Origin of the sequence: Polyangium jinanense (genome assembly GCF_028435265.1) — a bacterium.
GTDB classification, from domain to species: Bacteria; Myxococcota_A; Polyangia; order Polyangiales; family Polyangiaceae; genus Polyangium; species Polyangium jinanense.
Genome location: NZ_JAGTJK010000003.1, coordinates 214,229 through 241,164, shown reverse-complemented (window position 1 = coordinate 241,164; position 26,936 = coordinate 214,229). Strand labels below are relative to the sequence as shown.

At 70.2% G+C, this 26,936-nt stretch carries 23 protein-coding genes; 17 read left to right on the top strand and 6 right to left on the bottom strand.

Features of this window, described 5'->3' with window-relative positions; translation table 11 throughout:
• Nucleotides 1–14: 14 nt before the first annotated feature.
• Nucleotides 15–1,796, top strand: a complete 1,782-nt coding sequence (locus tag KEG38_RS09610; RefSeq protein ID WP_272418838.1) for a hypothetical protein — start codon at nucleotides 15–17, stop codon at nucleotides 1,794–1,796.
• Between the two features lie 6 nt (nucleotides 1,797–1,802).
• Here KEG38_RS09610 and KEG38_RS09605 read toward each other — a convergent pair whose 3' ends face one another.
• Nucleotides 1,803–2,528 (bottom strand): hypothetical protein, encoded by a 726-nt coding sequence (locus KEG38_RS09605; RefSeq protein WP_272418836.1) that lies wholly within the window; start codon nucleotides 2,526–2,528, stop codon nucleotides 1,803–1,805.
• A gap of 91 nt (nucleotides 2,529–2,619) precedes the next feature.
• On the opposite strand from KEG38_RS09605, the gene KEG38_RS09600 reads away from it, so the two are divergent.
• The 5 genes from KEG38_RS09600 (at nucleotide 2,620) to KEG38_RS09580 (ending at nucleotide 11,651) form a co-directional block, all read left to right on the top strand.
• Entirely contained in the window at nucleotides 2,620–4,053 is a 1,434-nt protein-coding gene (locus KEG38_RS09600; protein ID WP_272418834.1) for a serine/threonine-protein kinase, read from the top strand.
• Nucleotides 4,054–4,205: 152 nt separating this feature from the next.
• Nucleotides 4,206–7,070: an efflux RND transporter permease subunit gene (locus KEG38_RS09595; RefSeq protein WP_272418833.1), complete on the top strand. Its 2,865-nt coding sequence runs from the start codon at nucleotides 4,206–4,208 to the stop codon at nucleotides 7,068–7,070.
• A 17-nt stretch (nucleotides 7,071–7,087) separates the two neighbouring features.
• The gene (locus tag KEG38_RS09590) at nucleotides 7,088–7,846 is read left to right on the top strand and encodes an outer membrane lipoprotein-sorting protein (protein ID WP_272418832.1); all 759 of its coding nucleotides are present in this window, start codon (nucleotides 7,088–7,090) and stop codon (nucleotides 7,844–7,846) included.
• 99 nt (nucleotides 7,847–7,945) lie between these two features.
• Nucleotides 7,946–9,703 (top strand): hypothetical protein, encoded by a 1,758-nt coding sequence (locus tag KEG38_RS09585; RefSeq protein WP_272418831.1) that lies wholly within the window; start codon nucleotides 7,946–7,948, stop codon nucleotides 9,701–9,703.
• A gap of 40 nt (nucleotides 9,704–9,743) precedes the next feature.
• Complete coding sequence (locus KEG38_RS09580) at nucleotides 9,744–11,651, top strand: hypothetical protein (RefSeq protein WP_272418830.1); 1,908 nt, start codon at nucleotides 9,744–9,746, stop codon at nucleotides 11,649–11,651.
• Between the two features lie 3 nt (nucleotides 11,652–11,654).
• On the opposite strand, the gene KEG38_RS09575 is transcribed toward KEG38_RS09580, so the two are convergent.
• From KEG38_RS09575 to KEG38_RS09565, 3 genes are all read right to left on the bottom strand, one after another.
• Nucleotides 11,655–12,614 (bottom strand): oxygenase MpaB family protein, encoded by a 960-nt coding sequence (locus tag KEG38_RS09575; protein WP_272418828.1) that lies wholly within the window; start codon nucleotides 12,612–12,614, stop codon nucleotides 11,655–11,657.
• 63 nt (nucleotides 12,615–12,677) lie between these two features.
• Nucleotides 12,678–13,454, bottom strand: a complete 777-nt coding sequence (locus tag KEG38_RS09570; protein WP_272418827.1) for a hypothetical protein — start codon at nucleotides 13,452–13,454, stop codon at nucleotides 12,678–12,680.
• Nucleotides 13,451–13,696, bottom strand: a complete 246-nt coding sequence (locus KEG38_RS09565; protein WP_272418826.1) for a hypothetical protein — start codon at nucleotides 13,694–13,696, stop codon at nucleotides 13,451–13,453. The genes KEG38_RS09570 and KEG38_RS09565 overlap by 4 nt, the downstream gene beginning before the upstream one ends.
• Nucleotides 13,697–13,784: 88 nt before the next feature.
• Between KEG38_RS09565 and KEG38_RS09560 the strand changes: the two genes are divergently transcribed.
• Nucleotides 13,785–15,671: a hypothetical protein gene (locus KEG38_RS09560; protein ID WP_272418825.1), complete on the top strand. Its 1,887-nt coding sequence runs from the start codon at nucleotides 13,785–13,787 to the stop codon at nucleotides 15,669–15,671.
• Here the strand turns inward: KEG38_RS09560 and KEG38_RS09555 are convergent, their stop codons facing one another.
• A complete protein-coding gene (locus KEG38_RS09555; RefSeq protein WP_272418824.1) occupies nucleotides 15,672–17,393 on the bottom strand; it encodes a TRM11 family SAM-dependent methyltransferase in 1,722 nt (573 codons plus the stop codon). It lies immediately after the preceding gene.
• A gap of 109 nt (nucleotides 17,394–17,502) precedes the next feature.
• Here KEG38_RS09555 and KEG38_RS09550 point away from each other — a divergent pair, with 109 nt between their 5' ends.
• The 10 genes from KEG38_RS09550 (at nucleotide 17,503) to KEG38_RS09505 (ending at nucleotide 26,077) form a co-directional block, all read left to right on the top strand.
• Complete coding sequence (locus KEG38_RS09550; RefSeq protein WP_272418823.1) at nucleotides 17,503–18,459, top strand: XdhC family protein; 957 nt, start codon at nucleotides 17,503–17,505, stop codon at nucleotides 18,457–18,459.
• On the top strand, nucleotides 18,456–19,091 hold the full coding sequence (locus KEG38_RS09545) for a nucleotidyltransferase family protein (protein WP_272418821.1): 636 nt from the start codon (nucleotides 18,456–18,458) through the stop codon (nucleotides 19,089–19,091). The genes KEG38_RS09550 and KEG38_RS09545 overlap by 4 nt, the downstream gene beginning before the upstream one ends.
• A 17-nt stretch (nucleotides 19,092–19,108) precedes the next feature.
• Complete coding sequence (locus tag KEG38_RS09540) at nucleotides 19,109–20,158, top strand: ADP-ribosylglycohydrolase family protein (RefSeq protein WP_272418818.1); 1,050 nt, start codon at nucleotides 19,109–19,111, stop codon at nucleotides 20,156–20,158.
• A gap of 101 nt (nucleotides 20,159–20,259) precedes the next feature.
• Nucleotides 20,260–22,479, top strand: a complete 2,220-nt coding sequence (locus KEG38_RS09535; RefSeq protein WP_272418816.1) for a xanthine dehydrogenase family protein molybdopterin-binding subunit — start codon at nucleotides 20,260–20,262, stop codon at nucleotides 22,477–22,479.
• A gap of 36 nt (nucleotides 22,480–22,515) precedes the next feature.
• A complete protein-coding gene (gene gloA, locus KEG38_RS09530; RefSeq protein WP_272418815.1) occupies nucleotides 22,516–22,908 on the top strand; it encodes a lactoylglutathione lyase in 393 nt (130 codons plus the stop codon).
• 3 nt (nucleotides 22,909–22,911) lie between these two features.
• The gene (locus tag KEG38_RS09525) at nucleotides 22,912–23,385 is read left to right on the top strand and encodes a (2Fe-2S)-binding protein (protein WP_272418814.1); all 474 of its coding nucleotides are present in this window, start codon (nucleotides 22,912–22,914) and stop codon (nucleotides 23,383–23,385) included.
• On the top strand, nucleotides 23,382–24,278 hold the full coding sequence (locus KEG38_RS09520; RefSeq protein WP_272418813.1) for an FAD binding domain-containing protein: 897 nt from the start codon (nucleotides 23,382–23,384) through the stop codon (nucleotides 24,276–24,278). The genes KEG38_RS09525 and KEG38_RS09520 overlap by 4 nt, the downstream gene beginning before the upstream one ends.
• Nucleotides 24,279–24,308: 30 nt before the next feature.
• A complete protein-coding gene (locus tag KEG38_RS09515; protein WP_272418812.1) occupies nucleotides 24,309–24,815 on the top strand; it encodes a GNAT family N-acetyltransferase in 507 nt (168 codons plus the stop codon).
• 62 nt (nucleotides 24,816–24,877) lie between these two features.
• On the top strand, nucleotides 24,878–25,801 hold the full coding sequence (locus KEG38_RS09510) for a hypothetical protein (RefSeq protein ID WP_272418811.1): 924 nt from the start codon (nucleotides 24,878–24,880) through the stop codon (nucleotides 25,799–25,801).
• A 72-nt stretch (nucleotides 25,802–25,873) separates the two neighbouring features.
• On the top strand, nucleotides 25,874–26,077 hold the full coding sequence (locus KEG38_RS09505) for a hypothetical protein (RefSeq protein ID WP_272418810.1): 204 nt from the start codon (nucleotides 25,874–25,876) through the stop codon (nucleotides 26,075–26,077).
• Here KEG38_RS09505 and KEG38_RS09500 read toward each other — a convergent pair.
• Nucleotides 26,056–26,877, bottom strand: a complete 822-nt coding sequence (locus tag KEG38_RS09500) for a DUF1554 domain-containing protein (protein WP_272418809.1) — start codon at nucleotides 26,875–26,877, stop codon at nucleotides 26,056–26,058. The two genes, KEG38_RS09505 and KEG38_RS09500, sit on opposite strands and share 22 nt — an antisense overlap.
• Nucleotides 26,878–26,936: the final 59 nt, after the last annotated feature.

Genomic DNA, 26,936 nt, shown 5'->3' with positions numbered 1-26,936 from the left:
GCGGGCCGCGTGCCGTGAGCGAAGACAAACCCGAGGGCGAAGCCACCCCAGCCAAAGCCAAACCCGAGGGCGGGACGAGCCGGCGGCGGAAGCTCGTGCTCGCCACGCTCGGCATGCTCGGCCTCGCCGCGGCCGTCGCGGGAATCCGATACGGCGTGCCGCGCTTCACGGCAGCCCGGGACGCGAAACGCTCGGGCGCCGCGCTCTTCCGTTGCCTCTTCGGCGAGCCGCCCACCGCAAGCGAGACGCCGGACGAGCGGCTGCGGAGGATCCTGCTCACGGCCGTTTCGTTGTCGGATCCGGAGCGACTCTCGACGACAGGCCCGGGATGGCCGGGACGATGCGCCGCGCACGCCGAAGCGCTCGCGGATGCCGAGCGACGCAGGGGACGCCCCGCGTTCGCGCCGCCGCCCGATCTCGCGACGCGCGTGATCGAAAAAGCGCGGGACATGTATACCCGCTCGGACCTCCCGCTCCCGTCGCTCTGGAGCCTCTGCGATTCGGACGGCGGGCCGATGGAGGTGCCGCTGCCGCCCGCGCCCGCGTCCCCGGCGGATCTCGACGCGCCGAACCTCGCCGAGCGCATCGCGTTCGGGGACCACTCGGCGGATGCCGTTCCCGGACGAACCTTGCGTCTCGTGTTCCGCGGCGATCGAGGCGGGCCGCCCATGGCGTGCGCGTTTCCGGAAGGCCTCGGCGCGGCCTCGTGCACGCCGCTCGCGCCGCGCGCCCGTTTGCCGCGGCCACACCTCTGGCCCGCGGCCGACGATGAGGGGCCGGCGCTGGTCGCGGATCGGAGCTCGGCCCGATCGACGTTTTACCGGGCGGACACGGGGCAAGTGTTCGGCGAGCCGTACCACGTGATCGGCGGATTTTCGGCCGCGAAGGAGGTCGTGGGCGTCGTCGAGATGGAGCTCGGCAAGCGGGGCGAGGAGCGCGCGCTCTGGATCGATCGGAGCGAGGGCACGCGGCGGCTCGATCGCGTGCGGATCGATCCGCCGCCGCGCGTGCGGTTCTCCAGCGTGTTCGTCCTCGGCGACGCGCTCGTGTGGATCGAGCCGCGCGCGGGCAAACCGCACCTTCTTTTGCGCAGGCTCGGCGCCGCCAAGGGCGCGCCGGGCGCGATCGAGGATGCCGGCGCGCTCCCACACGACACCGTGCACCTCGCGGCGTGCCGCGCGCCGAACGGCCTCGTGATCGTCGCGCGGGACGGCGGAACCGTGTGGATGACGCGGCGAGATGCCCGCGGCGGATCTCCGGTCGTGCGCGCCGACGAGCTGCCGCGTCCCGCGGGCGCGGTCGTGGTCTCCGAGCTCGTCACGTGCGACGACCGCGCGGCGCAGACGACGCTCGTCTTGCGGAACGGCGTCGGCGATACCGCGACCCACGAGGTGCGGCGCGCGTCGTGCACGAAGGACATGTGCAAGCCGATCGTCCTCGCTCTCGACGAGCTCTTCCGGGGTCGAGATCCGATGTCGCGCCCTGCGCCGCCCGCGAACGACGAGAGCCCCGTGCTCGCGGCGTCCTTCGGCGAGCGTCTCCTCGTCGTGTGGCGGACACCGGACGCGGGCGTGCGCGCGCGGATCGCCACGCCCGCGTCGATCATGACCGCGCCCGACATCGTGATCTACGACGAGGCGAGCCAGGACGTGAACGGCGCGGGAAGGCTGCACGCGATGCGGCTCTTTCCGCGGGGAGATGCGGCCCTCCTGCTCCTCCACGCGGTGAGCGGCATCAAGGCGATCCGCATCGGCGCGGACGGGCTCGTTCAGCCGATCCGGAGCACCGGCGGCTGATCTCGCTCAAGGCAGGCGTGTGACCGCCTTGGCGAGCAGCTTCTCGAGCCCCGCGTGATCACACACCGGGCCGACGGTCGTGTCGCCGAGCGTGATCTTCGGGTTGAAGACCTGCACATCGAAGCGACCCTTCACGACCTCGACGTTGAAGATCGGGTGCCCGCCCGCGCCCTTCTTCACGTAGCGACGCGCGATGTCGCCGAGGCCCGAGATCGCCTCGATCCCGCTCACCTCGCCCTCGATGTCCTTGTAGCGCTCCTTCGCCTCGGCGTCGCTCCCGTGGCGCACGACGAGCAGGCTCAGCGTACCCGCATCCTTGCTGTTCCAACGACGGCTGCAGGTGCGCTCGGGACCGATGTCCTCGGTGGGTTGCTTCGAATCGGCCTCGACCACAATCCCGCACGCGTCCTTGATCTCCTCGGGCGTGAGAATCACGTCACAGTCGAGGGGCGGATCGGGCGGCAAGGCCGGGGGCTCGACGACGGCCGCGGAGGCGCTCGGCGCGGGCGCGGCGCTCGCGCTCGCGGGGGGCGGGGCGACGAGCGTGGGACGCGGAGGCGCCGTGGCCTTCGGACGCGCCGAAGACACGGACGTAGGCGCGGGCTTTTCGTTCGCGGGCACCTGGGACGCACGGCCCTCCGGGGTGGGAGACGGCTCGTCGCGGCAGCCGGCGGCAAGGACGAACGATACGAGGAGGGCTGAAGGGCCCACACGGCGGATCAGGGACGGCATGGTCGCCTACTGTACGACGAGTGGATCCCGAAGTGGCGAAGACGGATTCCTCACGGAGGACGTCGTCGCGGTGGTACGATGCCTGCCTCGCATGAAGGCCGGTGACCTGGTCGGCGGCAAGTACCGCCTCGCTCGTAGGCTCGGCCAGGGCGCGATGGGCGTCGTCTGGGAGGCCGTGCACGAGATGACCTCCCGCCACGTCGCGGTGAAGCTCATCGTGAACGCGACGGACAACCTCCGGGCCCGCCTCTTGCGCGAGGCCCGCGCGGCCGGGCAGATCGCGCACCGGAACGTGGTCGAGGTCTACGACGTCGGGCAAACCGCGGAGGAAGATCCCTTCCTCGTCATGCAACTGCTCTCGGGCGACACGCTGTATGGCTACGTGAAGCGCGACGGCCGCATGGATCTCGCGCGCGCTTTGCCCATCGCGCGGGACGTCGGCCGCGCGCTCGCCGCCGCGCATGCGCAGGGGATCATCCATCGCGATCTCAAGCCCGCGAACGTCTTCCTGCACCGCGAGGCGGGCGCGTCGGAGGACCTCGTGAAGGTGCTCGATTTCGGCCTCTGCAAGCCGATGGGCGCCGACGAGATGCTCACCGCGCCCGGAGGCCTGCTCGGATCGCCCGCGTACATGAGCCCCGAGCAGATCGCCGGCGCGCCCGACCTCGATCCACGCACGGACATCTGGTCGTACGGCGTGCTCATCTTCGAGCTCTTCGCGGGTCAGCGGCCGTTCGCGGGCCGCGGCCCGGATCTGATCCACGCCGTGCTCACGGCCCCGATCCCGCGGCTCCGCGACATCATGCCCGGGATCGATCCGGCCCTCGACGAGCTCGTCGCCGGGTGCATCGTCCGCGACAAACGGGCGCGGATCGCCTCGGCCGCGGAGATCGTCGCGCGTCTGGAGACGCTCACCGAGCGAATGCGAAACGCGCCGTCTCATGCGTCCTTGGACGACGGGGACGAGGGCGGGCTCGCGGTGACGATGGTGTATCGGCCGGGGATGTCGGGGCCGCCGTCGGCGTCGCCGCCGGCGAGCCACAAGGTGACGAAGACGATCCCGCTCGCGGCGTTCACGGGAAACCCCATGCCGGGCGCGCCGGCGCCGATGAAGGAGATGCCGGGGCCGCCGCCCTCGTATCCGCAGGGCGGGCCGCCTTCGCAGCCCGAGCCTCCGAAGAGCGGCTGGCCTGGCGGACCGCACCAGACAGCGCCGCTCGGCATGCCGAGCCCGCAGGGAACGGCGCCCTTGCAGCGTTTGCCCGAGGCGCACATGGGGGCGTGGGGCGCGCCGAATCCGCAGGCGCCGCCGCCGAGCTGGCAAGCCATGACGGGGCCGAATCAGGTCGCCATGCCCTATCCGCCCGCGCAGCCGGCGCCGCCCGAGCGACGATGGATCGGCTTCGTGATCCTCGCGATCGGCGTCCTTGCGCTCGTGGGCGTGCTCGGGGGCATCGCTTGGTCCGCGAAACGCACGGCGACCCCTGCGCCGCCTTCCCCTTCGGCCGCACCGGCATCTCGCTGACACTTGCATTGCGATAGCAGCGCGATAACGCTGCATTGCATCAACCACGTGTGAGCACGCGATGCGCACGTCCTGGGCGCTTTGCGCGCTTGACATCCCCTTTTGGCTTGGGTTTGCTCCGCGACCGCCCCGAAGCCAGGAAGTCCCTCTCAATGCAAGCCTTCGCACATCTTCTCGTTCGTCGAGCGACGGCGTGGACCATCGTCCTCGCGGTCGTATTGCTCTCGCTCGCGAGCCTGTTTTTTGCGTCTCGGGTCGATCGCGACGACGACGTGCTTTCGTTCCTGCCTCGGGAAAACCCGGAGGTCGGCGTCTTCTACGACGTGAGCAAGCGCTTTGGCAGCCTCGACGTTGCGCTCGTCGGAATCAGCACGGACGATGCGCTCTCTCCCGCCTTCCTGACGCGCCTGCGCGACCTGACGAAGCGGCTGAACGAGACGGACGGCATCGGCTACGCGATGACCCTCACGAACGTGGACGATTTCGTGGCGGATCCGCAGAAGGGCGGCATCACGACCGATTACCTGATCGCCAAGATCCCGGAGACGCCCGAGGAGCAAGCGGCGCTGCGCGAGAAGGTGCTTTCGCGGGATCACGTGGTGGGCAACCTGATCTCGGCGGACGGAAAGGCCACGCTCCTCTATTGCTTCGCGGGCTACGGGGCGGAGCCGAAGGTCGTGGCGCAGAAGGTCCGCACCGCGGTGGAGGAGGCTTTTCCGCGCGAGGCGAAATACTGGGGCGGGGCGCCGTTCATTTCGACGTACATCTACGACGTCACGCAGGAGGACATGCGGAAGCTCGCGCCGTGGGCGGTGCTCGTCATCGTGCTCATCACGGTGCTCTCGTTCCGCGACTTCATCGGCGCCGGCCTCGCGCTGCTCTCGACAGGGCTCGGCATCGTGATGTCCCTCGGGCTCATGGGCGCGCTCGGCGTGTCGGTGAACGTCGTGCTCGGCTCTTTGCCGGTCATTCTGTTCGCCCTCGGTAGCGCGTATGCCGTGCACATTCTCGCCCGCTATTATCCCGTCGCCCACGAGCAAAAAGATCCGGCGACGGCCATCGTCCGGACGCTCTGCGAGGTGGGACCGCCGGTCATCGCCAGCGGCCTGACGACCGTGGTGGGCCTTCTGTCCTTCCTCGTGATGGACATCGCACCGCTGCGCACGTTCGGCATTTTCACGGCGCTCGGCATCCTGATCACGCTCATCCTCTCGCTCACCTTCGTGCCCGCGGTGATTTACCTCGTGCGGCTCAAGGGAAAGCCGGCCGAAGCGCAGGGCCCCGCGCGGTTCCACGTGTGGCTCACGACGCTGCCGCAGCGGCAGCGCATGGTCGTCGGCGCGGCGCTCGCGGCCGTGGCGATCGCGAGCGGCATCTTCGTGAGCAAGGTCGACAGCCGCATGGACAACGCGGCGTTCTTCTCGAAGAACAGCCCGCCCGATCAGGCCGAGACGTTTCTGCGCGACCATTTCGGCGGCTCTTCGTTCGTGCAGATCCAGGTCGAGGGCGACATGACCGACCCGGTCGTGCTGCGCGAGCTCCGGATCCTCGCCGATCGCATCGCGCTCTTGCCCCACGTGAGCTCGGTGAACCACGTGGGCGCCGTGATCGCGCAGCTCAACGAGGCGATGGAAGGCGACCGGCGCGTCCCGGACACGGCCGCCAAGGTGAAGCTGCTCTACGGCTTCCTCGAAGGGAAAAAGGCCGTCACGCAGCTCGTCACGGACGATCGGCAAAGGGCGCTCTTGCAGGTCAAGCTCGACACGAACCTCGCCGCGGAGACCGAGCCGCTGATCGAGCAGATCCGCGCGGTCACGAGCACGGCGATCGCGGCCACGTACGCGGTGGCCGAGGCGAAGGGGCCGCGGAAGGACGAGGTCGCGGCGCGGGCGCGGGCGCTCGTGACGAGCCGCATCACGGCCATCGGCCGGCAATTCGAGGTTTCCGTGCCCGAGGAGCCGAAGCTCGGCGAGCACCTCGGATCGGGGAAGGCACCCGACGCGCCTCCGGCCACGAAGGCGGCGCTCACGCGGTTCCTCGGCTCGGAGGAGTGCAGCGTGGAGCTCGAAGGCCCTGAGGCGATCGACAAGGTCGCGAGCGCGCTCACCGCGCTCGGCCCGCACCCGGAGGCGGAAAAGCTCACGGAAGCGATCGCGCAGGCCATGGGCAAACCCACGAGCGATACGCTCGTGACCGACCTCGCCGACACGGTCGATCGTCCGCTCGAGGAAATCTGGCGCCGGAGCGAGGCGATGGCGCGGGCGAAGGAGTTCGTCGCCGCGGCGAAGATCACGGCGCCCGAGGGGCCGAAGGGCGAGCGTTTTCATACGGCGATCGCGATGGCGCTGATGGACCTCGACGCCCCGTCGGTCGCGCTCCCGCCGGCCGCGGGAGACGCGGCGCAGAAGCTCGTGGTCTCGGTGACGGGCCTGCCCGTGATGCATGCGGGCCTGTCGCGAAGCGTCGAGTCGAACCAGTGGAAGAGCCTGTTTTTCGCGCTCGGCTGCGTGCTCGTCATCATGGCGGCGCTGTTCCGGTCGTTCTGGAGCGGCCTGCTCGGCATCCTGCCGATCGTGCTGACGATGGCGGTGATCTACGGCGGGATGGGCCTCGTCGGCGTGCGGCTCGACATCGGCACGTCGATGCTGGCGAGCTTGATCATCGGGGCCGGAGTGGACTATGCGGTGCACCTGATGGTCGCGTGGAGCGCCCCCGAAAAGTCCCCACTGACGGAGTCGGCCACGGCGGCCGCGCGGCAGACGGGCCCGGCGATCTGGGTGAACGCCTTGATGGTCGCGGCGGGCTTCTTCGTGCTGACCCTCGGCGACGCGCGTCCGCTGCAGAACGTCGGGGGCCTGACCGCGGCGGCGATGGTCACGGCGGCCCTCGCGACCATGCTGGTGATCCCCCTTTTCGCGCGCAAAACGCGCTACTACGGCGATGGATCTAGAATACCTTCCGCCGTTCCCTCGTCCGAGGCGTCGGACGCAGTTCTCGACACGAGCACGAGCCCCTGAACGTAATGAGGTTCGAGATGAGCAGAATCTTCCGTAGCTGGCTTCCTGCCTCTGCCCCCCTCCTCGCCGCCGCCCTGCTCTGGGCGGGCCACGCGAGCGCCGATCCCCCGGGCGACAAGGCCTTGAAGGGGATGGACGAGGCGATGAACCGCGCCAAGACCCAGTACTACGAGTACGAGGTCGTGAACCAGGAGCCCGGCAAGCCCGAGAAGAAGCTCGCGCTCAAGGTCTGGATCAAGGGCGAAAAGCGCCTCACGGAGTTCACCGCTCCGGCCGACATGAAGGGGACCAAGGTCCTCATCCTCTCGCCCACGCAGATGTACGTGTACCTGCCGGCGTTCGGGAAGATCCGACGCATCGCGAGCCACGTGACCGACCAGGGCTTCATGGGCCTCGCCTTCAGCCAGGACGACCTCGCGAATCAGAGTTACGCGCCGCTCTACGACGCCCAGCTCGCGTCCGACGCGGCCGCCGAGATGAAGCTCGTGGCTACCGCGAAGGCGGGGCAAACGGTCCCCCACGGCAAGATCGAGTTCAAGGTCGCGAAGGACAAGAACCTGCCGACGGAGATCAAGTACTTCAACGCGGCCGGCAACCACGTGAAGACCGAGACGCGCACGACCTACGACTGCCAGGGTAATGTTTGCAGCCCGCAGGAGCTGAAGATGGTCGACCACACGAAGGGCGGCCACTGGACGAAGATGATCCGCAAGGCGTGGAAGGTGAACGAGGAGATGGGCGACGACCTCTTCTCGAAGCGCAGCCTCGAAAAGTAGATTTCGCCCCGCCCGAGATAGAGTAGATACCCGCGCCGCCTCCTCCCTTCACGGGATGGGCGGCGCGACGCATTTCAAGGACCCGAGGTCAAACGAAGCATGTACCGCCACGTTCGTCGGGGCAGCGCGATCGCCTGCGCTCTCGCCCTCCTGCTCGGCATAGCGCCGAGCGCCCAGGCCGACGAGCTCGAGCTCGATTGGAGCGGCCGCATCCAGAGCGATCTGCGCTTCCGCATGCAGCCCGTGGGCGTGGGCGACTGGTATTCACGGCAGGAGCTGCCGGCAGGCGTCGAGCGCAACTGGAATACGCTCGGCCTGAAGCTCGAGGCGGATTACGGGCGGTTCCACGGCGTCGCGGCAGTCGATTTCGTGTGGAGCGGTTATCCCGAGCGAATGACGGCCGTCGGCGATCTCTCGCGGATCGAGAAGGCCGACCCGTACCGCCTCGAAGCGCGCGCGGTCTACATGGAGGCCGAGGGCCTCTTCGTGAAGGGGCTCGATCTGCGCATCGGCCAGCAGGTCGTGTCCTGGGGCGTCGGCGACCAGTTCAACCCGACGAACAATCTGAACTCCGACGATCTGCGTGATCCGCTGCTCTTCGGCCGGCAGATCGCCAATTTCATGGTGAAGGCCGATTACTGGATCTCGGAGGACTGGTCGATCTCCGGCGTGGTCGTGCCGATCTTCAAGCCCGCGATGCTGCCGCTCTCCGGCTCGCTCGCGGTGGCGCAGCTCGATCGATTGCCGTTCGTCTCGGATTCGCTCCGGCAGCGCGTGGTCGCCGAGCAGGCCGCGGCGCAGACGTTGTTCGGGCATCCGACGATCATCGGCAACGTGACGCCCGTGATGCCCGATCCGACGTTCGACAACATGCAGGTCGCCTACCGGATCGCGGGCACGATCAAGGAGCACGACATCGCGCTCTCGTATTACAACGGCCGCACCGATTTCCCGCAGCCGCGGAGCAACCACACGCGGCAGGCGCTCGGGCGGCGCTGTAACCCGACCGATGCGAACGATTGCGTCGAGGGGCTTTTGCTCACCGACGTGACGCTCGAGTATCCGCGGATGCACGTCTACGGGCTGAACGCCACGGGCGAGGTGAACCCGTTCTCGTGGATCTCGGAGGAGATCAACGGCATCGGGTATCGCTTCGAGGGCGCGCTCGTGGTGCCGCAGAGCCAGTCGATCCGGCTGACGAACGACGAGCTCGCGCTCGGGATCCCGCAGGCCGCCGGCGAATACGATTACGACGGCGACGGGCAGCCCGGCGGGCCCGGCGGGCGAGAGCCGCTCGTGGTGGACGACACACCGTTCTTGAAATGGGTGCTCGGCCTCGATTATACGTTCGGTGAGCACGTGTACGTGAACGCGATGTGGGTGCACGGGCTCGTCGACGAGTACGGCGCGGGCGACTGGATCAAGGAAGGGTACGTGGTCCGGCAAAGCGGCACGCTCGACGGGTCGAACGTGCTCGCCTGCGCGCTCTCGAAAAACGGCGAGACGTGCTCGCGGGAGATCCTGCGGCCGCGGCTCGGCGATTACGTGGTGCTCGGGGCCGATTTCAAGTTCGCGAACCAGGCGGGCATGTTCCGGCTGTTCACGATCCTCGACGCGACGCCGCTCGTCGAGGAGACGTGGGACGACGAGCAGGGGAAACGCGTGCGTCGGACGATCTCGCCGCTCAGCGCGGAAGGGTTCTCGATGGTCATCTTCCCGGAGCTCGATTACAACTTCGGCAATGGCCTGGAGCTCGCGGCCGGCGCCCTGCTCCAGCTCGGCAAGCCCTACACGAAGTTCGGCTCCCCGGAGACGGGCGGGTCGACCGTGTTCACCCGGGCCAAATATAGCTTCTAGGTTATTGCTTCCCGACTTTCCGCCGCGGTAAGTGTCGGCCATGCTGCGGCTTGGGGCCTTCGTCGTGCTCACGGCGCTCACCGGTTGTGGTGAGCCCGATGGGCGCGCCTCGCCGCTCACGGCAGCCCGCGGGCTCGCCGTGACGGCGCTGCCGAAAGCCTCCGCCGCAGCGGTTGTCCCGACGAACGATCCGCCGCCGGTGATCGAAACGTGCGCGGATTCGCCCGCGTTCGCGCTCTTCGTCTCGCCGCGCAAGCCGCGCCCTGGGACGCCGCTGCGGATCATCGCGGTCGCAGACGAAGCGAGCGCGGGGGCGCTCGTCGTGCAGGACGGGAGCGGAAAAACGGTCGTTCGCGCGGACGAGCGGCGCGGCGCAGGGCCGTACTTCTGGAACGTGACCGTGCCCGCGCCCGCGGCAGGGACGCTGCGCGTGGTGCTCGCGGAGGCGCAGGCGGCGCGCGCATGCAAGGACGTGACGATCGACGACGCGGACGAGCCGCCGCGCGCCGCGCGCGGGATGTGGCCGATCTCCACGGCGTGGGGGAAGGCGACGGAGAACCTGTATGCGGCGTGGATCGAGGCGCTCTTCGATGCGCCGCTCGGCGAGCCGCTCACGTTCCCGGCGCTGCACGAGGCGCTCCGCGATCCGAAGCGGAATTTGCTGCACGATCACCTCGGCCGCGGCGAGGACGACGCAGGGCCCGACGCGCCGGTGCTCGATCCGGACTGCGCGGATCTGCCGTACGCGCTGCGGGCTTACTTTGCGTTCAAAATGCAGCTCCCGTTCGCGTACTCGTCATGCACGCGGGGCGGCGGCGGGCGGGCGCCGTTCTGCAAGCGTCCGCGATCGAACCTCGAATGGCCGCGGCACGTGCGCACCGATGCGATGGCGGGCTTCGCGGAGTTCGTGCGGACGACGCTGGCGGACACGGTGCACTCGGGGACGGGAAGGACCGCGGGCGACGACGACGAGACGGATTTTTATCCGGTTCGTCTCGACGAACGAGCGCTCCGGCCGGGGACGATCTACGCGGATCCATACGGGCACGTGCTCGTCGTGGTGAAGCGAGTGCCGCAGACGAGCGAGCGTGCGGGGATGCTGCTAGCGGTGGACGGGCAGCCGGATGGGACGGTGGCGCGGCGGCGGTACTGGCGCGGAAACTTTCTCTTCGCGCTTGATCCTTCGCTCGGGAGCCCGGGCTTCAAGCGGTTCCGGCCGCTCGTGATCGAGCGCGGGGTGCTGCGCCCGCTATCGAACCAGGAGATCGCCGCGCACGCGGAGCACGGGGACCACGCGATGGAGCAGTACGAGCACGGCGTGGAGGGGTTTTACGATCGCGTGGACGACGTGCTCTCGCCGCTGCCGCTCGATCCGAAGCGCGCGCTGGTCGAGACGATCGACGCGCTGGAAGAGCAGGTGAAGGGGCGCGTCGTGTCCGTGGAGAACGGGCGGAAATACCGGCAAAGCGGTGGCAAGTCGGTGGAGATGCCCGACGGCGCGAGCATCTTCGAGACGGTGGGGCCGTGGGAGGATTTTTCCACGCCGTCGCGCGATCTCCGGCTGCTCGTGGCGATCGACGTGGCCCGCGCGCTGCCGGCGCGCGTGGAGCGGAGGCCGGAGCGGTACGCGATGCCGCCAGGGAAGACGGCCGCCGAGGTGCGCACGGAGCTCGACGCGACGCTCGCGCAGGAGCTCGAAACACGGCGTTTTACGTACGTGCGGAGTGATGGGTCGTCGTTCTCGCTCTCGCTCGCGGACGTGGTTTCACGGGCCGAACTGCTGGAGGTCGGATACAACCCGAACGACTGTCCCGAGGTGCGCTGGGGCGCGAAGGAAGGCACGGACGAGGCGGCGACGTGCAAGATGCGGGCGCCGTGGAAGCAGCTCTCGCGGATGCGAAAGGTGCGCGCCTGGTTCAAGGAGCGAAGGCGGCCGGCGCGCGGTTAGCGGTCAAAGGACAGCGGCTCGGCTCATCCGCAACAAAAGCTTGAGCAAGAAGGGGCGGCCGGTGTCTGGCTCGCGGACGTAGTTTTCGCCGGACGCGAGGCGACGCTCGGCCGCGATGTAGGCCGGGACGTGGCGGAGTCGGGCGGGGATGCGAGGATAGGCGCGGCGGATCGCGTGGATCGAGGCGTCGACGCGCGCGTGCTCCCGAGGTCCGTACGGCAGGCCGAATCCTTCGCGTAGCGCCTCGGGCAAGAGCGACGCGGTCATCATCGTGTACCAGCGCCACGCGAGGCCGAGCGCGGGGTGCGGCGGCGCGAGGAGGTACTCCGCAAGCTCGCGCGCGGGCGCGGTGACGACGATCGATCCCGAGCGAATCGTGTCGTCGAAGGAGCGCTCGAACGCGGCGTACGAGTCCGGCAGGTCCTCCTCTTCGAGCCCGAAGAGGAGCCCGAAGCGCCGCGACTCCGCGTAATACTCGTCCTTCTCGTGCTCCTCGAGCGGATCGATGACGAGCTCGTAGGCGCGCACCGCGTTGATGATCAAGGTCGTGAAGACCCAGCGCAGCGCGTGCTCGTCGTTCGCCTTGTAACGCGTGCCGGCGGACCAGGAGCCGGCGGCTTCCGTGATCACGCCGGTCACGCGCTCGTGGATCGTGTGCACCCCCCGCGCCGAGCGGAGGGCGCGCTCGAGCGGGCCGAAGATCATCGCGTAGACGTTCTCGAACGTGCGCAGGAAGCGGCCGAAGGTGTCCTCGCGCGTGACCGAGTGCTCGGCGACGCCGTACGCGACGAACGGATGCGCGAGCTGCTGGAGCGCAGCCGCGCCGCCGGCGAGAAAGACGACGCCCTCGCGCGCGATATGCCATGTCCGACTCGCGGGGCCGAAGAGGCCCATGCGCGGCTCGACGACCGAGCTCTTCGCGAGGTCGAGGCAACGCTCGAGATCTGCCCTCGTCACCGTCATGGGTTCCCCCTCACACCCTTGTGATGGGGCCGGAAGCGGGCGGCCGCTAGTTTTTTCCGAAGGTTAGCGACGGTCTTCGAAGGGCTTGCAGCCGATGACCGCCCCGGTCGCTCGCGCCTCCGTTCGGGCCGTATCAAGCGCCTCGGTGAGCCGCTTGCGGTTCGCAGGCGGGAGCGAGGCATCGGCGAGATCGGCGCGGAGCCGCGCGGCGAGCTCGAGCTGGAGATCGTACGTCTTCTGCAGCTCGCGCGCGTGCTGGTCCCGATCCTTGCCCCGCGCGCTCTCGGCCCGCGCCTTGCCGAGCGCGATCTCGGTGAAGAGCGCGGAGGTGTCGCGCGGCGGATGGTAGACGTAGAGGCCCTGGCATCGATCGGCGCGCGGACCGATGAGCACGTGCGCCTGCCGGCCTCCGGCGCGCTTGCGGCGCTCGTCTTGATCGCCGAGGAACGCGATCTTGTAGTTTCGCACCGAGGCCCCGACGATCGAGCTGTACCCAGGCCCGTCGGCGTCTTCCTTGCTCGGCAGTTCGATCCCGACGAAGGCCTTCTCCAGGCACGCGCGGAACGGGCCGGTGTCGCGCTCGCTCCGGCTCTCGCCCGTCGGTTCGAGCGCGGTGACGCGGGCGCTCTCGATGACCTCGGAGCCCGAGATTTCGAGGTCGAGCGTGGCCATGTACTCGCCCTCGAAGCCGGAGGCCTCGTACTCCTGTTCCCAGCACGCGACGACGGGCCTGAGGTGCCCCGGAGTCGCCGCGGCGACGAGCTCCGCCGCGAGCTTTTGCGGCGGGGTGCAACCGAAGAGCCCGCTCGCGAGGGCGGCGAACGCGAGCACGCGGCTCACGGAGCGCGCCCTTCCTTCTTTGCGCCGCTTCCGACGTCGCCCGTGAGGATCGTGCTTTGGATGACGCCGTAATCCGGGTACTGCCGGGTCGCTTCGCGAACGCCGATGTAGCGGATCGTTGTGGCCGCGTTGCGATCGTCGTAATGCTTGGCCATGTCGAGCTCGCGCTGGCACCCGAGCAGGGCAAGCGAAAGAAGCCACGTGGGCCATGTCGATCGAGGAAAGCGACCACTCCGACCCATGACGCGGCGACCCTAGCAGATTTTCCCACGAGCGAACGAGCGTCGTCGTAGACGACGGGTCGCTCCGGCAACTAGGCTGAGGATATCGGTGGAAACGCTTGCGGATCGGATTGCACGTGACGGCCCGTTGAACGAGCTCGACGCCGTCGGCTGGATCATCCGGCTCACGAAGAAGCTCGAGGCGCTGCATTCACGGGGGCAGTCGCACGGCGGCGTGTCGCCCGCGGCCGTCAAGACGGCAGCCGTGCCGCGCACCTCGGTCGGGATGCTCGTCGCCAGCGCCTCCGCGCCGAGCCGCATCGACTGCCACTCGCCAGAGCGGATCCTCAAAGGAACCAAGGCGCTCGCCGACGACACGTGGGCCGCGGCCGCGACGCTCTACACGCTCCTGACGGGCACGAGCCCCTTCCACGCGAGCGACGAGGACAGCATCCGGCAGAAGGTCGTGTCGGCGTCCCCCGCGCCGCTCTCGACGTTCGACGTCGGCGACGACGACCTGCAGCACATCCTCGATGCCGCACTCGAGCGCGATGCGACGCGCCGCGCCTCGACGATCACCGCGCTCCGGCAGGCGCTCGAGTCGTGGCACCCGGATCCGACGGTGAAGGATCTGCCGGCGCTCGTCGATGCGGAGCTCGAAGAGGACGACGACGAAGCGCGCACGGTCATGCGCGCGGTGCCCAACGTGCAAGCGGTGCGCGCGGCCATGGCGAAGCGCGAGCCCGGCCCGGCGCCGTCCTCGCGGACGACAGCGCAGACGGTGCCCAACATGCCGGCGGTCAGCGCGCTCGCGGCCGCGACGGTGCCCGGCGCGCCGCTGCCAAGGGCGCACGATCTGCTGGAAGACGACGACGAGAACGCGAAGACGTCGCTCATGAAGGTCCCGATGGTGCCGGTGCGAAAGCCGGCGCCGTCCGGGCCCAACCTCGCGCCCGGCGCAGCCGCGCCGGCATCCGGGAACGGGCCTGCGTCGGCCGGCGTACGTCCGGTCGGGCCACAGCCGGGCACAGGATTCGGCATGATGGGCGGCCGCGCGCCCGGTGGCCCTGCGGCGCGTGCGGCGGCGCGACCTGCCGCCGGCGCGCGTCCCGCGCAGCCCGCTGCGCCGGCCGCAGCCGCGAAGGCGCCGCTCGCGCCGCCGGTGGGCGGCATCTCCCGCGAGGCGGTCATCGACGACGGCGACGATGAAGACGCCACGGTGATGCGCGAGGCACCGCTCGAGCTGCTGAGGCAGACGAAGCAAGAGGATGGCCCAGAGGCCGATCGCGCGACGCCCGTGAACCCGATCTCGGCCGAGGTCGCCGCGGCCGCCACGGGTCCGGTGATCCGCGACGAACCCACGCCGCCGGGGCCACACGCCATCGACGACGAGGCGACGGTGATGCGCGAGATGCCGGAGCCGCCGCCTGCGCAGGGCCCCGCGCCCGTGCCCGTGCCGGCGCCCGACATGCGCGCGCCCGAGCCGACGATGGTGCTGCCCGAGGAGAGCTCGTCGACGTCGCTCCCCGCGAACCTCGCGGACCTCGCGCCGCAGCCGCAGCCGCCGATGAACGCGCTGCCGGATCTCTTCGCGAGCGTCTCCGACGAGCGACCGCCGCTCTCGCCGGAGCAAGCGATGCGCGCCGCTGCGATGCCTCAGCCTTCGCCGTTCGCTGTCGCGCGGGAGAGCGCACCTTCGCCGTTCGCCGCCGCGCGGGAGAGCGCGCCTTCGCCCTTCGCCGCCGCACGGGAGAGCGCACCTTCGCCGTTCGCCGCCGCGCGGGAGAGCGCGCCTTCGCCGCGCGTCACGCCGCCTCCGCCGCTCGCGCGGGAGAGCGCGCCTTCGCCGCGCGTCACGCCGCCTCCGCCGGTCGTGATGCAGCCGGCGCAGCCGGCGCCGCCGAGCACCGCGAAGGGCTTGCTGCTCGGCGCGCTCATCGCGCTCGTGCTGCTCGCCGTGGGCGCCAGCGTTTACTTCACGCTGCTGAAGAAGTGATCATCGCCGGCCCGGCGCGCGGGGCCTGCCCCGTCGCTCCGGCGCGCGCGTGGGCTCGCGCGAGGAGTCCGGGCCGCGGCCGAAATCGCGCTCGCGACTCCGTCTCCGGTTGATCAGGAGCTGGAGCTCCGCGTCGAAGCCGCCCATGTCGAGGCGCTGCACGAACGCTCGTTCGAGCCCGAGCTCCCGCGCGGCGCGGGCGCTCTGCGCGGGCAGCGGCGAGATCCACGCGATCCGGCCGCCCGGCTCCAGGACCTCCGCGACGTGCGCGAGGAACCGATCGAAGAACTCGTGCAGATCGATCCCGCGCAGCACCCGCCGTCCCATCGGCGGGTTTGTCAGGACGACCGTCGGGGGCGCGCCGCGTGGCACGAACGAGAGCGCGTCCCCCCGCGCGAGCACGGCGTCCTCGATGCCGACGGCCGCGAGGTTCTGGCGGGCCGCTTCGAGCGCGGCGGCAGCCATGTCCGTGCCGAGCAAGCGGGCATACGGGCCGGCGAGCACACGCTCGCAAAGCTCGGTGCCCGAACCGACGAAGGGATCCCAGACGACGTCGTCGGCGCGGACACCCGCGACCCGCACGAGCGCGGCGGCGATCGTCGGGTGCGAGGCCGCGGGCACGTCGCGCTCGCGGTAGGTGAAGCGTGGATCCTCGACGCGCGGGCAGAGCTCGACCTCGATCGCGTGGCGATCGGGAAGCTCGTGCACGAGCGCCTCCCAGGTGCTCTCGGTCGGATCGTTGACGAGCTTCGGGTTCGCCGCGGCGATCGCCTCGGCCGCGCGCCACGTGCTCGCGCGGCGCTTGCCGCCGCCGGCCCAGGCGATCCGGAAGCGGATGGGGCCGGTCGTGAAATGTTCGAGCAAACGGAGAGCCTCGGGCGAGGTGAGCGAGCGCGCGAGGGCCTCGGCGATGTCGCCCGCGGGATCGAGCGGCACGGGCGGGAGCGGGAAGCCGAAGAAGAGCATGGTCCTCGCCTCGAACAGGCGCTCGGGCGGACCGACGAGCGTGGCGAGGACCCGATCTTCGCGGCCGTCCGGCGCGAGGCGTGGCGCGAGCCGGACGTCGATCTCGTCTCGCAGGATCGGCGCGAGACCCGCGCGACAGTGAAGCGCGACGGGCACGGGCGAGGGCGCGGGCTTGTGGACCTCGAAGGTCGAGGGGACCTCGCGGCCGGCGGTCCTCTGCGCCATGAGCGAGGCCTTCGCCGTGGCGCGCGCGAGGAGCTCGTCGTCGCCCGTGTCGAGCTCGCGGAGCGCGCGAGCAGCTTCGTCACCGCCCGTCTTGCCGAGCGCGGCAGCCATCGCGCGCCGCGCGGGAGCATCGTTCTCCTTGGCGAGCGCAGCCGCGAGTGCCGCGGCCACCTCGGGACCACGAAGCTTGCCGAGCGCGTTCGCAGCGAAGCGGCGCGCCCGCGGATCCGCGTCGCCGAGCGCGCCGATCAGAAACGCCGACAGCTCGGGCTCGGCATGCTCGATCGCGACCTTCCCGACGAACGCGACGAGCCGCGCGCGTGGTTTCGTCTCGGCCGTGCGCGTGCGCTCGATCGCGACACGAGCAGCCTCCACACCGAGACGAAGCAGCGATCGTTCCGCGTCGTCCGTGCGCTCCCCTTCCTCTGCGACGAGCTCGACCAGCGCGGCCGCGTCGCTCCGGCGCGGCGAGAAGCCGGGGTCGCGAATCGCCTCTTCCAGACGGAAATCCGGGGCTCTGCGCGCCGTCATGTCCTGGCCTCGCTCGCCTTGCTTGCGCCACGCGCCGCCTCGACTCGCCGTTCGTCCACGGCGCGAGGATACGGCGCGCGGGCTCTTTCGCCACTGCTTCGGGCGCGGGATGCCTTTCCCGACCTCGATTCCGCCGCTACACTCCGCGCATCCGGTGCTCGACGTATCCACGGTCATCCCTCGCACCGCGCCTCCGCCCGAGGTGCTGCGGGCCTCGCTCGATGCGCTCGAGCGAGGCGAACGAGTGGTCGTCGCCACGGTGATCGCCCGGCAGGGCTCCGCGCCTTGCACGCCCGGGCAGAAGCTCGCCCTTTTCCCCTCCGGCGCCGCGATCGGGACCGTCGGGGGCGGTGCGGTCGAGCGCGCGGTCCTCGCTGCGATGGCCGCGTCCCTCACCGCGGACGCGCCTGCTCCGCGCATCGACACCTTCCGCCTCGGGCCCTCGCTCGGCATGTGCTGCGGCGGCTCCGCCGAAATCCTGATCGAGCCCCTCTCCCCCGACCTCTCGGTGCTCGTCGTCGGCGCCGGTCACGTCGGCGTCTACCTCGCGCCGCTGCTCGCCTCGCTCGGGTTCGGCGTGACGCTCTGCGATGCGCGTGAGGTCGCGGCCGATCCCGCGCGTTTGCCGCGATCGTCCGCCAGCCCCGAAGGCGCGGACGTGCCTCGCTTGCGCCTCCTCCAGGCCGATCACGACGACCCCGAGGTCCGCGCTTCGCTCCCCGCGGATCTCGGCCGCGCCGCGGCGCTCGTCATGACGCACGATCACCAGCTCGATCAGGCTGCCATCGAGTGGGCCCTCGGCGCTGGATTCGGGTTCGTCGGGGGCGTCGGCAGCCGCGCGAAGGCGGCGAGGACACGCGCGCGGCTCGAAGCGAAGGGCACTTCGGCGGCGGACATCGCGCGCGTTCGCATGCCGCTCGGCGTGGACGTGGGTGCTCGCCTCCCGGCGGAGATCGGCGTCGCGATCGCGGCCGAGCTCGTTTCGTGGCGCGCGGGTCTCTCCGGCACGCGACGCGGCGCGCGGGGCCATGGGCACGGCGAGGCCGAGAAGGAAGAGGACGCATGACGGACATCGTGTCGATCGTGCTCGCGGCCGGGAGAGGCATGCGCCTCGGCGGTCCGAAAGCGCTGCTCCTCTGGCCCGGTCCCCCCGGGCAAAAGCCGCGGCCGCTCGCGATTGCGCACGCCGAGGCCCGGCTCTCATCCGAGTCCTCGCGGGTCGTCGTCGTCGCGCGCAAACCTATCGTGCAGGCCCTCATCCCGTTCGTCCGTCCGGGCCTCGACCTCGTCGTCTCCGACGCGGCCGACGAGCTCGGCCCGGCGGGCTCGATCGCGACGGCCGTCCAGCGCATCGCGGCGAACGATCGTGTGCTCGTTTGCCCCGTCGACACGTTGCCTGCCCGCGCGGCGACGACGGCGGCCTTGCTCGGAGCCCTCGGTGCGGACGGTGCGCCTCCGCTCGCCACGCGCCCGCGGCACGGCGGTCGCGCGGGGCACCCCGTCGCGCTCCAGGGCCGTGCGCTCGATCGGTATCGCCAGCCGAACCCGCCTCCGCTGCGGGATCATCTCCACGCGCTCGACGCCGATCTTCGTGACGTCGACGTCGACGATGCCGACGTGCTCGTGGACATCAACACGCCGGCCGAGGCAATGCGGTACCTGCGCGCGCCGCCCACGTTCCTCGGCGACGGCCACTAGCTCGGAAAGGACGCCTCGTGGACGAGACACCGCTTGTTTCTGGCTCCCGGCGCGCGTGGGCGCGCGGCACCTTGCTCGGGCTCGCGGTGGGCGACGCGCTCGGCACCACGCTCGAGTTCCAGGCGCGCGAGGCGCCGCCCTTCCCCGAGCTCGCCAAGGGCCCGCACACCGACGTCACGGGCGGCGGACCGTTCCGCGTCACGCCTGGTCAGGTCACCGACGACACGCAGATGGCCACGTGCCTCGCGCTCAGCTTGAAGGAGCACGGCCGGTTTCACGCGGCCGACGTGGCTGCGCGTTACGTCGCGTGGGTCCCGCACGCCTTCGACATCGGCAACCTCACGCACGCCTCGCTCTCCATGATCGCCCGCGGCGTTTCTCTCGGCGAAGCCGCGCGCCGCGCCTGGATCCACTCCGAGCGCAGGACCGCGGGCAACGGCTCGCTCATGCGGATCGCGCCCATCGGCGTCGCGCTCGCGCACGCCCCCGAAGCGCGCCGCATGGCCGCGCTCGCCGACAGCGCGATCACCCACTACGACCCGCGTTGCCGCATCACCTGCGCCGCGCTCTGCGCCGCGATCGCTGCGGCCGGCGCGGGACGAACCTCCGCGACGGACATGTTCGAGACCGTGCGCGCCGAGGTCGAGGCGGCCGCGGCGACGCTCATCGACATCGTCCCCAGCGACGGCCGTGACGTCGAGGCCGCGCGTGCCGAGCTGCGCTGGGATCTCGAGCTCGCCGTTCGGGATGATCCCGAGCTTTACGGCCCCGAGATTCACGTGCATCGCCAGCAAGGGTTCGTCCGCGTGGCGTTCCGGCTCGCGCTCTGGGAGCTCCTGCACGCTCCGTCCTACGAGGCCGCGCTGATCGACGTCGTCAACCGAGGCGGCGATGCCGACACGAACGGCGCGATCACGGGCGCGCTCCTCGGCGCGCGCTTCGGCGAGGACGCGATCCCGGCCGCGTGGCGCGCGCGTGTCCTCGGTGCGCTCGAGGAGGGCCCTCCCAGCGCGCTGCGTGACCACTACCATCCGCGCCGCCTGCTCGAGCTCGCTGAAGGCGTTTGAGGCCGTTCTCCATCGGCGCATTCCGCGGTATCGTGTCGCCTGCGATGACGACCGCCGCGCAAAACGCTTCGTCTGCCCGCCCTCCCTTCATCGGGACCAACGTGCCGCGCACCGATGGTGCGTCCAAGGTGACGGGGCGCGCCGCGTACGTCGACGACCTCCCTCGCGAGCCCGGTGAGCTCTTCGGCGCCACCGTGCGCAGCCCTGTCCCGCGCGCCCGCCTCCGCGGCATCACCCTCGATCCCGCGTTCGACTGGAGCGACGTCACCGTCGTGCGCGCCTCGGATCTCGCGGTGAACGAGGTCCAGTGCATCTCGGCCGAGCAGCCGATCCTCGCAGCCGATCAGATCCGCCACGCGTACGAGCCCGTCGTCCTCCTCGCGTGCGCGGACAAACGCAAGCTCGCGCAGGCCGTGCGCGCCGTGAAGCTCGACCTCGAGCCGCTCACGCCCGTCCTCGACCCCGAGCAATCACTCGCCAAGGTCGACGTCATCTGGGGCGAGGACAACGTCCACAAGCGCTTCTCCATCACGAAGGGCCGCGCCGATCTCCCTGACCCGGCCGGAAGCGCCGCCGCGATCGAAGCCGCGATCGCGAGCTGCGAGGTCGTCGTCCGCGGCCGCTACACGACGCACCATCAGGAGCAGCTCTACATCGAGCCGCAGGGCGTGATCGCCCACTGGGACGAGAAGGGCGTCCACGTCACGGGCTCCCTCCAGTGCCCTTATTACGTGCACAAAGCGCTCGTCCACGGCTTCAAGCTCGCGGCCGATCACGTGCACGTCACGCAGGCCGTCACGGGCGGCGGGTTCGGAGGCAAGGAGGAATATCCCTCGGTGATCGCCCTCCACGCCGCGCTCCTCGCGCAGAAGAGCGGCAAGCCCGTGCGCATGATCTACGACCGCAAGGAGGACATCGAGGCGACCACCAAGCGTCACCCGGCCATCTGCGAGATCGCTTCCGGCTGCGATCGCGACGGCACGCTCCGCGCGCTCTCCATCCGCATCCTCATGGACGGCGGCGCGTACATGACGCTCACGCCCGTCGTCCTCTCGCGTGGCGCCCTCCACGCTGCCGGCGTCTATCGCTGGGACGACGTGCGCATCGACGCCATCGCCGTCGCCACGAACACCCCGCCGAACGGCGCCTTCCGCGGCTTCGGCGCGCCCCAGACCATCTGGGCCATCGAGCGCCACCTCGACCGCGTCGCGGAGGAGCTCGGCCGCGATCCGATGGACCTCAAGGCGCAGAACATGCTGCGCGAGGGCGACACCACGGCCACGGGCCAGACCCTGCGTGGCTCCGTCGGCGTCGCCGAGTGCCTGGAGAAAGCCCTCACGGCGAGCGGGTACCACGACAAACGCAAAGCGCCTCCGGTCGTCCGCGGCCGCGTCGCGCGGGGCATCGGCGCGAGCGTCTTCATGCACGGCGCGGGCTTCACCGGCTCGGGCGAGAAGTACCTCAAGGGCCGCGTCGCCGTGGATCTCCTGCCCGGCGGCCGCCTGCGCATCCGCACCGCCTCGACCGACATCGGCCAGGGCACCGAGACCGTCTTCCGCCAGATCGTGGCCGACGCGGCGGGCGTACGCCTCGAAGACGTCGACTTCGCCGTTCCTTCGACCTCGTACGTTCCCGACTCCGGCCCCACGGTCGCCTCACGCACGGTCATGGTCGTCGGCGGCATCGTCGAGCGCGCCGCGCGTGAAGTCGCCGCGCGCGTCCGCGCCGAGCAGGAGGCTTCCGGCGGCGACTTCGCAGCGGCCGCCGATCGTTTGCTCTCCAAGGAACGCGAGGTCACCGCGCTCGTGCAGTACGAGCATCCCGGCTGGGTCACCTGGGACGACAGCACGTACAAAGGCGACGCGTACCCCGTGTACGGCTACGCGTGCGATGTGGCCGAGGTCGAGGTCGATCTCGACACGCTGGAGGTCACGGTCACGGGCTTCTGGTCCGCGACGGACGTGGGCAAGGCGATCCACCCCGTCATGTGCAAGGGCCAGATCGAGGGCGGCAGCCTTCAGGCGATCGGCTGGGCGCTCTGGGAGGACGTCGTCTGGAAAAACGGCCTCATCCAGAACCCGCGCATGACGAACTACATCATCCCGACCGCGCTCGATGCGCCCCCGATGCACGTCGACCTCGTCGAAGCTCCCTACGCGTACGGCCCCGGCGGCGGCGCCAAGGGCGTCGGCGAGCTGCCCATGGACGGCGGCGCGCCTGCGATCGCCGCGGCCGTCGAGCACGCCACGGGCCTTTTCGCCCGGGATCTTCCCCTCTTGCCGGAGCGGCTGCTCGAGCTCCAGACCATCCGCAAGGGCTGACACAGAGGCCCGCGAACCGACGGAGAACTCACGACCATGCGAATCCTCCACACCATGCTCCGCGTCGGCGATCTCGACCGATCGCTCTCGTTTTACACGGACGTCCTCGGCATGAAGCTCATCCGCCGACGCGACTATCCCGAGGGCCGGTTCACGCTCGCGTTCATCGGCTACGGCGACGAGTCGGAGACGGCGGTCCTCGAGCTCACGCACAACTGGGACACGAAGAGCTACGAGATCGGCACGGGCTACGGCCACATCGCGATCCAGGTCGACGACGCGTACAAGGCTTGCGAAGAGGTCAAGAAGCGCGGCGGCAAGGTCACGCGCGAGGCGGGGCCGATGAAGCACGGCACCACCGTGATCGCGTTCGTCGAAGATCCGGACGGCTACAAAGTCGAGTTCATCCAGCGCAAGGTGGAGGAGTAACCCTTGAAGATCACGCTCACCCTCAACGGCCTTTCGCGCGAGGTCGACCTGCCGCCGCTCGTGCGGCTGCTCGACGCGCTCCGCGGTCCGCTCGGCCTACCGGGGACCAAGGAGGGCTGCGGCGAGGGCGAGTGTGGCTCGTGCACGGTGCTGCTCGACGGCGAACCCGTGAACGCCTGCCTCGTCTCGATCGGCCAGTGCGAAGGCCGCGCCGTCACCACCGTCGAGGGCCTCTCGGACGCCACGCACCTCGGCCCGCTCGCGCGTTGCTTCGTCGATCACGGCGGCGCGCAGTGCGGCATCTGCACCCCCGGCATGCTCATCTCGGCCGAGGCACTCCTTGCGCGCCGGCCCGAGCCGAGCGACGAGGAGATCCGCGAGGCCATCGCGGGCAACCTCTGCCGCTGTACCGGGTATCAGCGCATCGTCGACAGCATCCGCGAGGCGGCGCGCGAGCGCGCGGGAGGGGTGGCGTGAGCCTCGCGGATCTTCCCCTCCACGACATGCGGCGGGCCGCCTCGCTCGACGCGCTCTGCGGGATCGTCGCGGAGCGGCACGCGCGCGGCGAGGCCACGGTCCTGCTCGCGGGCGGCACCGATTGGGTCGTCGAGCAAGAGCTCAAGCCCCCGCGCCCCGACGCCGATCCCCTGCCCCTCGTCGTCGACGTCTCCCGCATGGACGAGCTCCGCGGCATCACGGCGACGCGTGGCCTTTTGCGCATCGGCGCGGCCGCGACGTACCTCGAGATCCGCCGCCACCCCGCGGTCATCGAGCGCACCCCGCTGCTCGCGGCGATGGCCCGGGAGCTCGGCGCGATCCAGATCCAGGCCCGCGGCACGCTCGGCGGCAACCTCGCGACGGCCTCGCCCGCGGCGGACGGCGTCGCGGCGCTCGCGGCCTACGACGCGTCGATCGTCGTGAAGAGCGTCCGCGGCGAACGCCGGATCCCCTTCTCCGCGCTGCAAACTGGCTACAAGCAGAGCTCGCGCGCGCCGGACGAGGTCATCGTCGCCGTCGAGATCGCGCTCCCGCCCGAGGGTTCGCCCTGGATCTGGCGCAAGGTCGGCACGCGGCGGGCGCAGGCCATCTCCAAGGTCGCGCTCGCGGGCATCGCCGTGCGCTCCGAGGATCGGGTCGTGCGCTTCGGCCTCGGCATGGCCTCCGTCGCGCCGGTCACCGCGACCCTTTTGCAGACCCGCGCCCTCGTCCTCTCGCGCCCCCTCTCCGCCATCACGGCCGATGCGCTGGATGCCGCCGTCCTCTCGGACATCGCGCCCATCGACGACGTCCGCTCCACGCGCGAGTACCGCAAGCACGCCGCGAAGGCCGTCGTGCGCGGCTTCCTCCGCGACCTCGGCGCGCCGGTCTGAAAAAAACCGATTGGCCCGCCAAACCTCTCCATGTCCGACGCCATCTCCTTCCGCCCCATTCGCCCCGAGGACGATCCTGCGATCGCCGCGGTCATCCGCACCGTGATGCCCGAGTTTGGCGCGGACGGCCCAGGGTTTGCCATTCACGATCCCGAGGTCTCGGCCATGAGCGCGGCGTATTCCGGGCCTCGCTCCGCGTATTTCGTCGTCGAAATGGATGGCCGCGTCGTGGGCGGCGCGGGGATCGGGCCGCTCGAAGGGGGCGACGCGGACACGGCGGAGCTGCGCAAGATGTACTTTTTGCGCGAGGCGCGCGGCAAAGGAATGGGCGAGCGCCTCCTCCGGCACGTCCTCGGGGTCGCGCGGGAGCGCGGGTACGCCCACGTCTACCTGGAGACGCTCACGGGCATGGATTCGGCGATGCGCCTCTACGAGCGCCTCGGCTTTCGCCGCCTCGATCGTCAGCTCGGCTGCACCGGACACCACGGCTGCAATCGTTTCTATATGCTCGATCTGGTCGCGGCGCACACCACCTGAAACGTGGGACAACGTTGCTCTTGACTTGACCTTTCTCGGGGCCGAGGTCTTTACTTCGCCCCATGAACGGACTTCGAGCGTTTTCCCTCGCCTTCTTGCTCGCCACGAGCGCCGTCGCTTGCTCTGCCCCGAAGCCCGAGCCCGAAATCGCCTCCTCGGCTTCGCAGCCCGGATACGCCCAGGACTATCCGGTCGTCATCCAGCAGATCGTCAAGGATTTCGGCCGCGACGACGACGACGCGCGGACGCTCACCTCCGGTTTTTCCGAGTACCCGAAGGGCCTCAAGGCGCCCGACTGGAGCGTGGTCGGTGACATTCACCGCACCGCGAACGACGCGGGCCGGAGCCACGCGTACGTCGAGCGCAACCGCGAGGTCCAGGGCGCGGCGGCGTTTTTCGTCGCCGAAGAGGACGAGATCGTCAAGAAGGTCGCCGGCTCGGCCACGTATGTGGCCAAGCAAAAGGGCTGCGAGGTCGACCTCTCGGGCACCGTCGGCAAAGCGCTCACCGATTCCGTCGGCAAGCAGCTCGAAAAGCGGCTCCGCGAGCGGAACGAGGCCCACGCGATCATCGACCGTCACCGGAACGAGCTCAGCAAGGAAGACGCGGCCACGCTCGAGGAGCAAGCCGACCAGATCAGCCGCGCGAGTTACCTCGTGCACATTGCGATGGTCGAGGAAAAGGTGCGCCTGCGCGCGCTCATCGAAGAAGCCGAGCAGGTGAAGAAGACGCTCGACGATTACATCGCCCGGGAGCGCGCCTCGCAGGGCAAGGGCAAGGACGTGGACCAGAAGGCCAGCGAGGCCCGCATCGCGCGCGCCAACGAGAGCAAGGCGCAGATCGACGGCTCGCTCACGCAGGCCCGCGAGATGGAGCCGAAGATGGAGGAGCGCGTCGCGGCCGCGCAGAAGCGGCACGCGGACGCGATGACGGCGCTGCTCGCCGACGTGGACAAGCGGGCGAAGGACGCCGGGCAGAAAAAGTAAGCAACTGCCGGGGGTCTCCGGTCGATGGAGCGAGGGAGAGAATCACCTCTCGCTCTCCCAGGAGGTCCCCTCGTGCCCTCGTTTTTCCCCTTCCCCGGTTCAGGACAAACGCTTCCTTCGGCCCCCGCGGCCGACCTCCCGGCCCCGCGGCCTGCGCGGGCGGATCCCACACTGGAATCCGTCCCGCCGCCGGCCGACGAGGCGATGGACCTCGCTTGGGAGGATACGCAGCCGATGAGCGTGGTTCGATTCGATCAATCCGCGGCGAAGCAGTAAACGCGCCCGTTGCCGCCCTTCGGGGCGGTATCGCTGCAGTTGCCGTTGACGTGCACCGAATTCCACGGCCGGTACATCTCGGCGTCGCTCATATTGGGACCGAGCCCATCGCTATGGCCCACCTGGGCGGTCATGGTGGCGTCTTCGGACGTCCAGTCCGCGCAGGTTTGCCCGGGGACGAGGGTGCCGTCGCGCGCCGTGCCGGTGAGGACATCGTGCTGGTTCGGCGTGGGGGAGCCTTCCCACTGACCCGGCACCATCTCGCCCTTTTCGTCGAGGAATACCTTGTGATCGCCGTACCGCGCGTGCAGCTCGGTCAGGTTCGCCGCCACCATCTCGCCCTTCGCGTTGTACCAGGGGCCGGTGCCGATCCTGTCCTTGGCGTGCACGGGCTGGTCGTTCGGGCCCTTCTCGACGCTGAGGTAGGCGCGCCAGGTCTTCGCCCCGGCGCCGACCGCGGCGGCCAGGTCCTGGCACCTCTTGTCGGCCCCGGCGAGCCCGCCCAGGTTGGCCGTCGTGCTCCCGGTGCTGGAGACGAAGAAGCTGAGCCCCTTCGCTTCGCTCCCGCCAGCGCCGCCGCCGCCGCCAGCGCCGCCCACGCCGCCCGTGCCACCAGCGCCGCCCACACCGCCGGTGCCACCAGCGCCGCCGGTGCCGCCAGCGCCGCCGGTGCTACCGGTGCTGCTGGAGCTGCTGGAGCTGCTCGCGCCGCCGCTGCCGCCCTGGTCCTCGCCGCATCCCACGGCGGCGAGCGTGAGGCCGAGACCGAGGAGGACGCCGAAGCTGTGAAGATGATTCATGGAAATCTCCTGAGGAAGGTCGAGACCCCACGATCGCGTACGCGCGGCGTCGCGTCCAG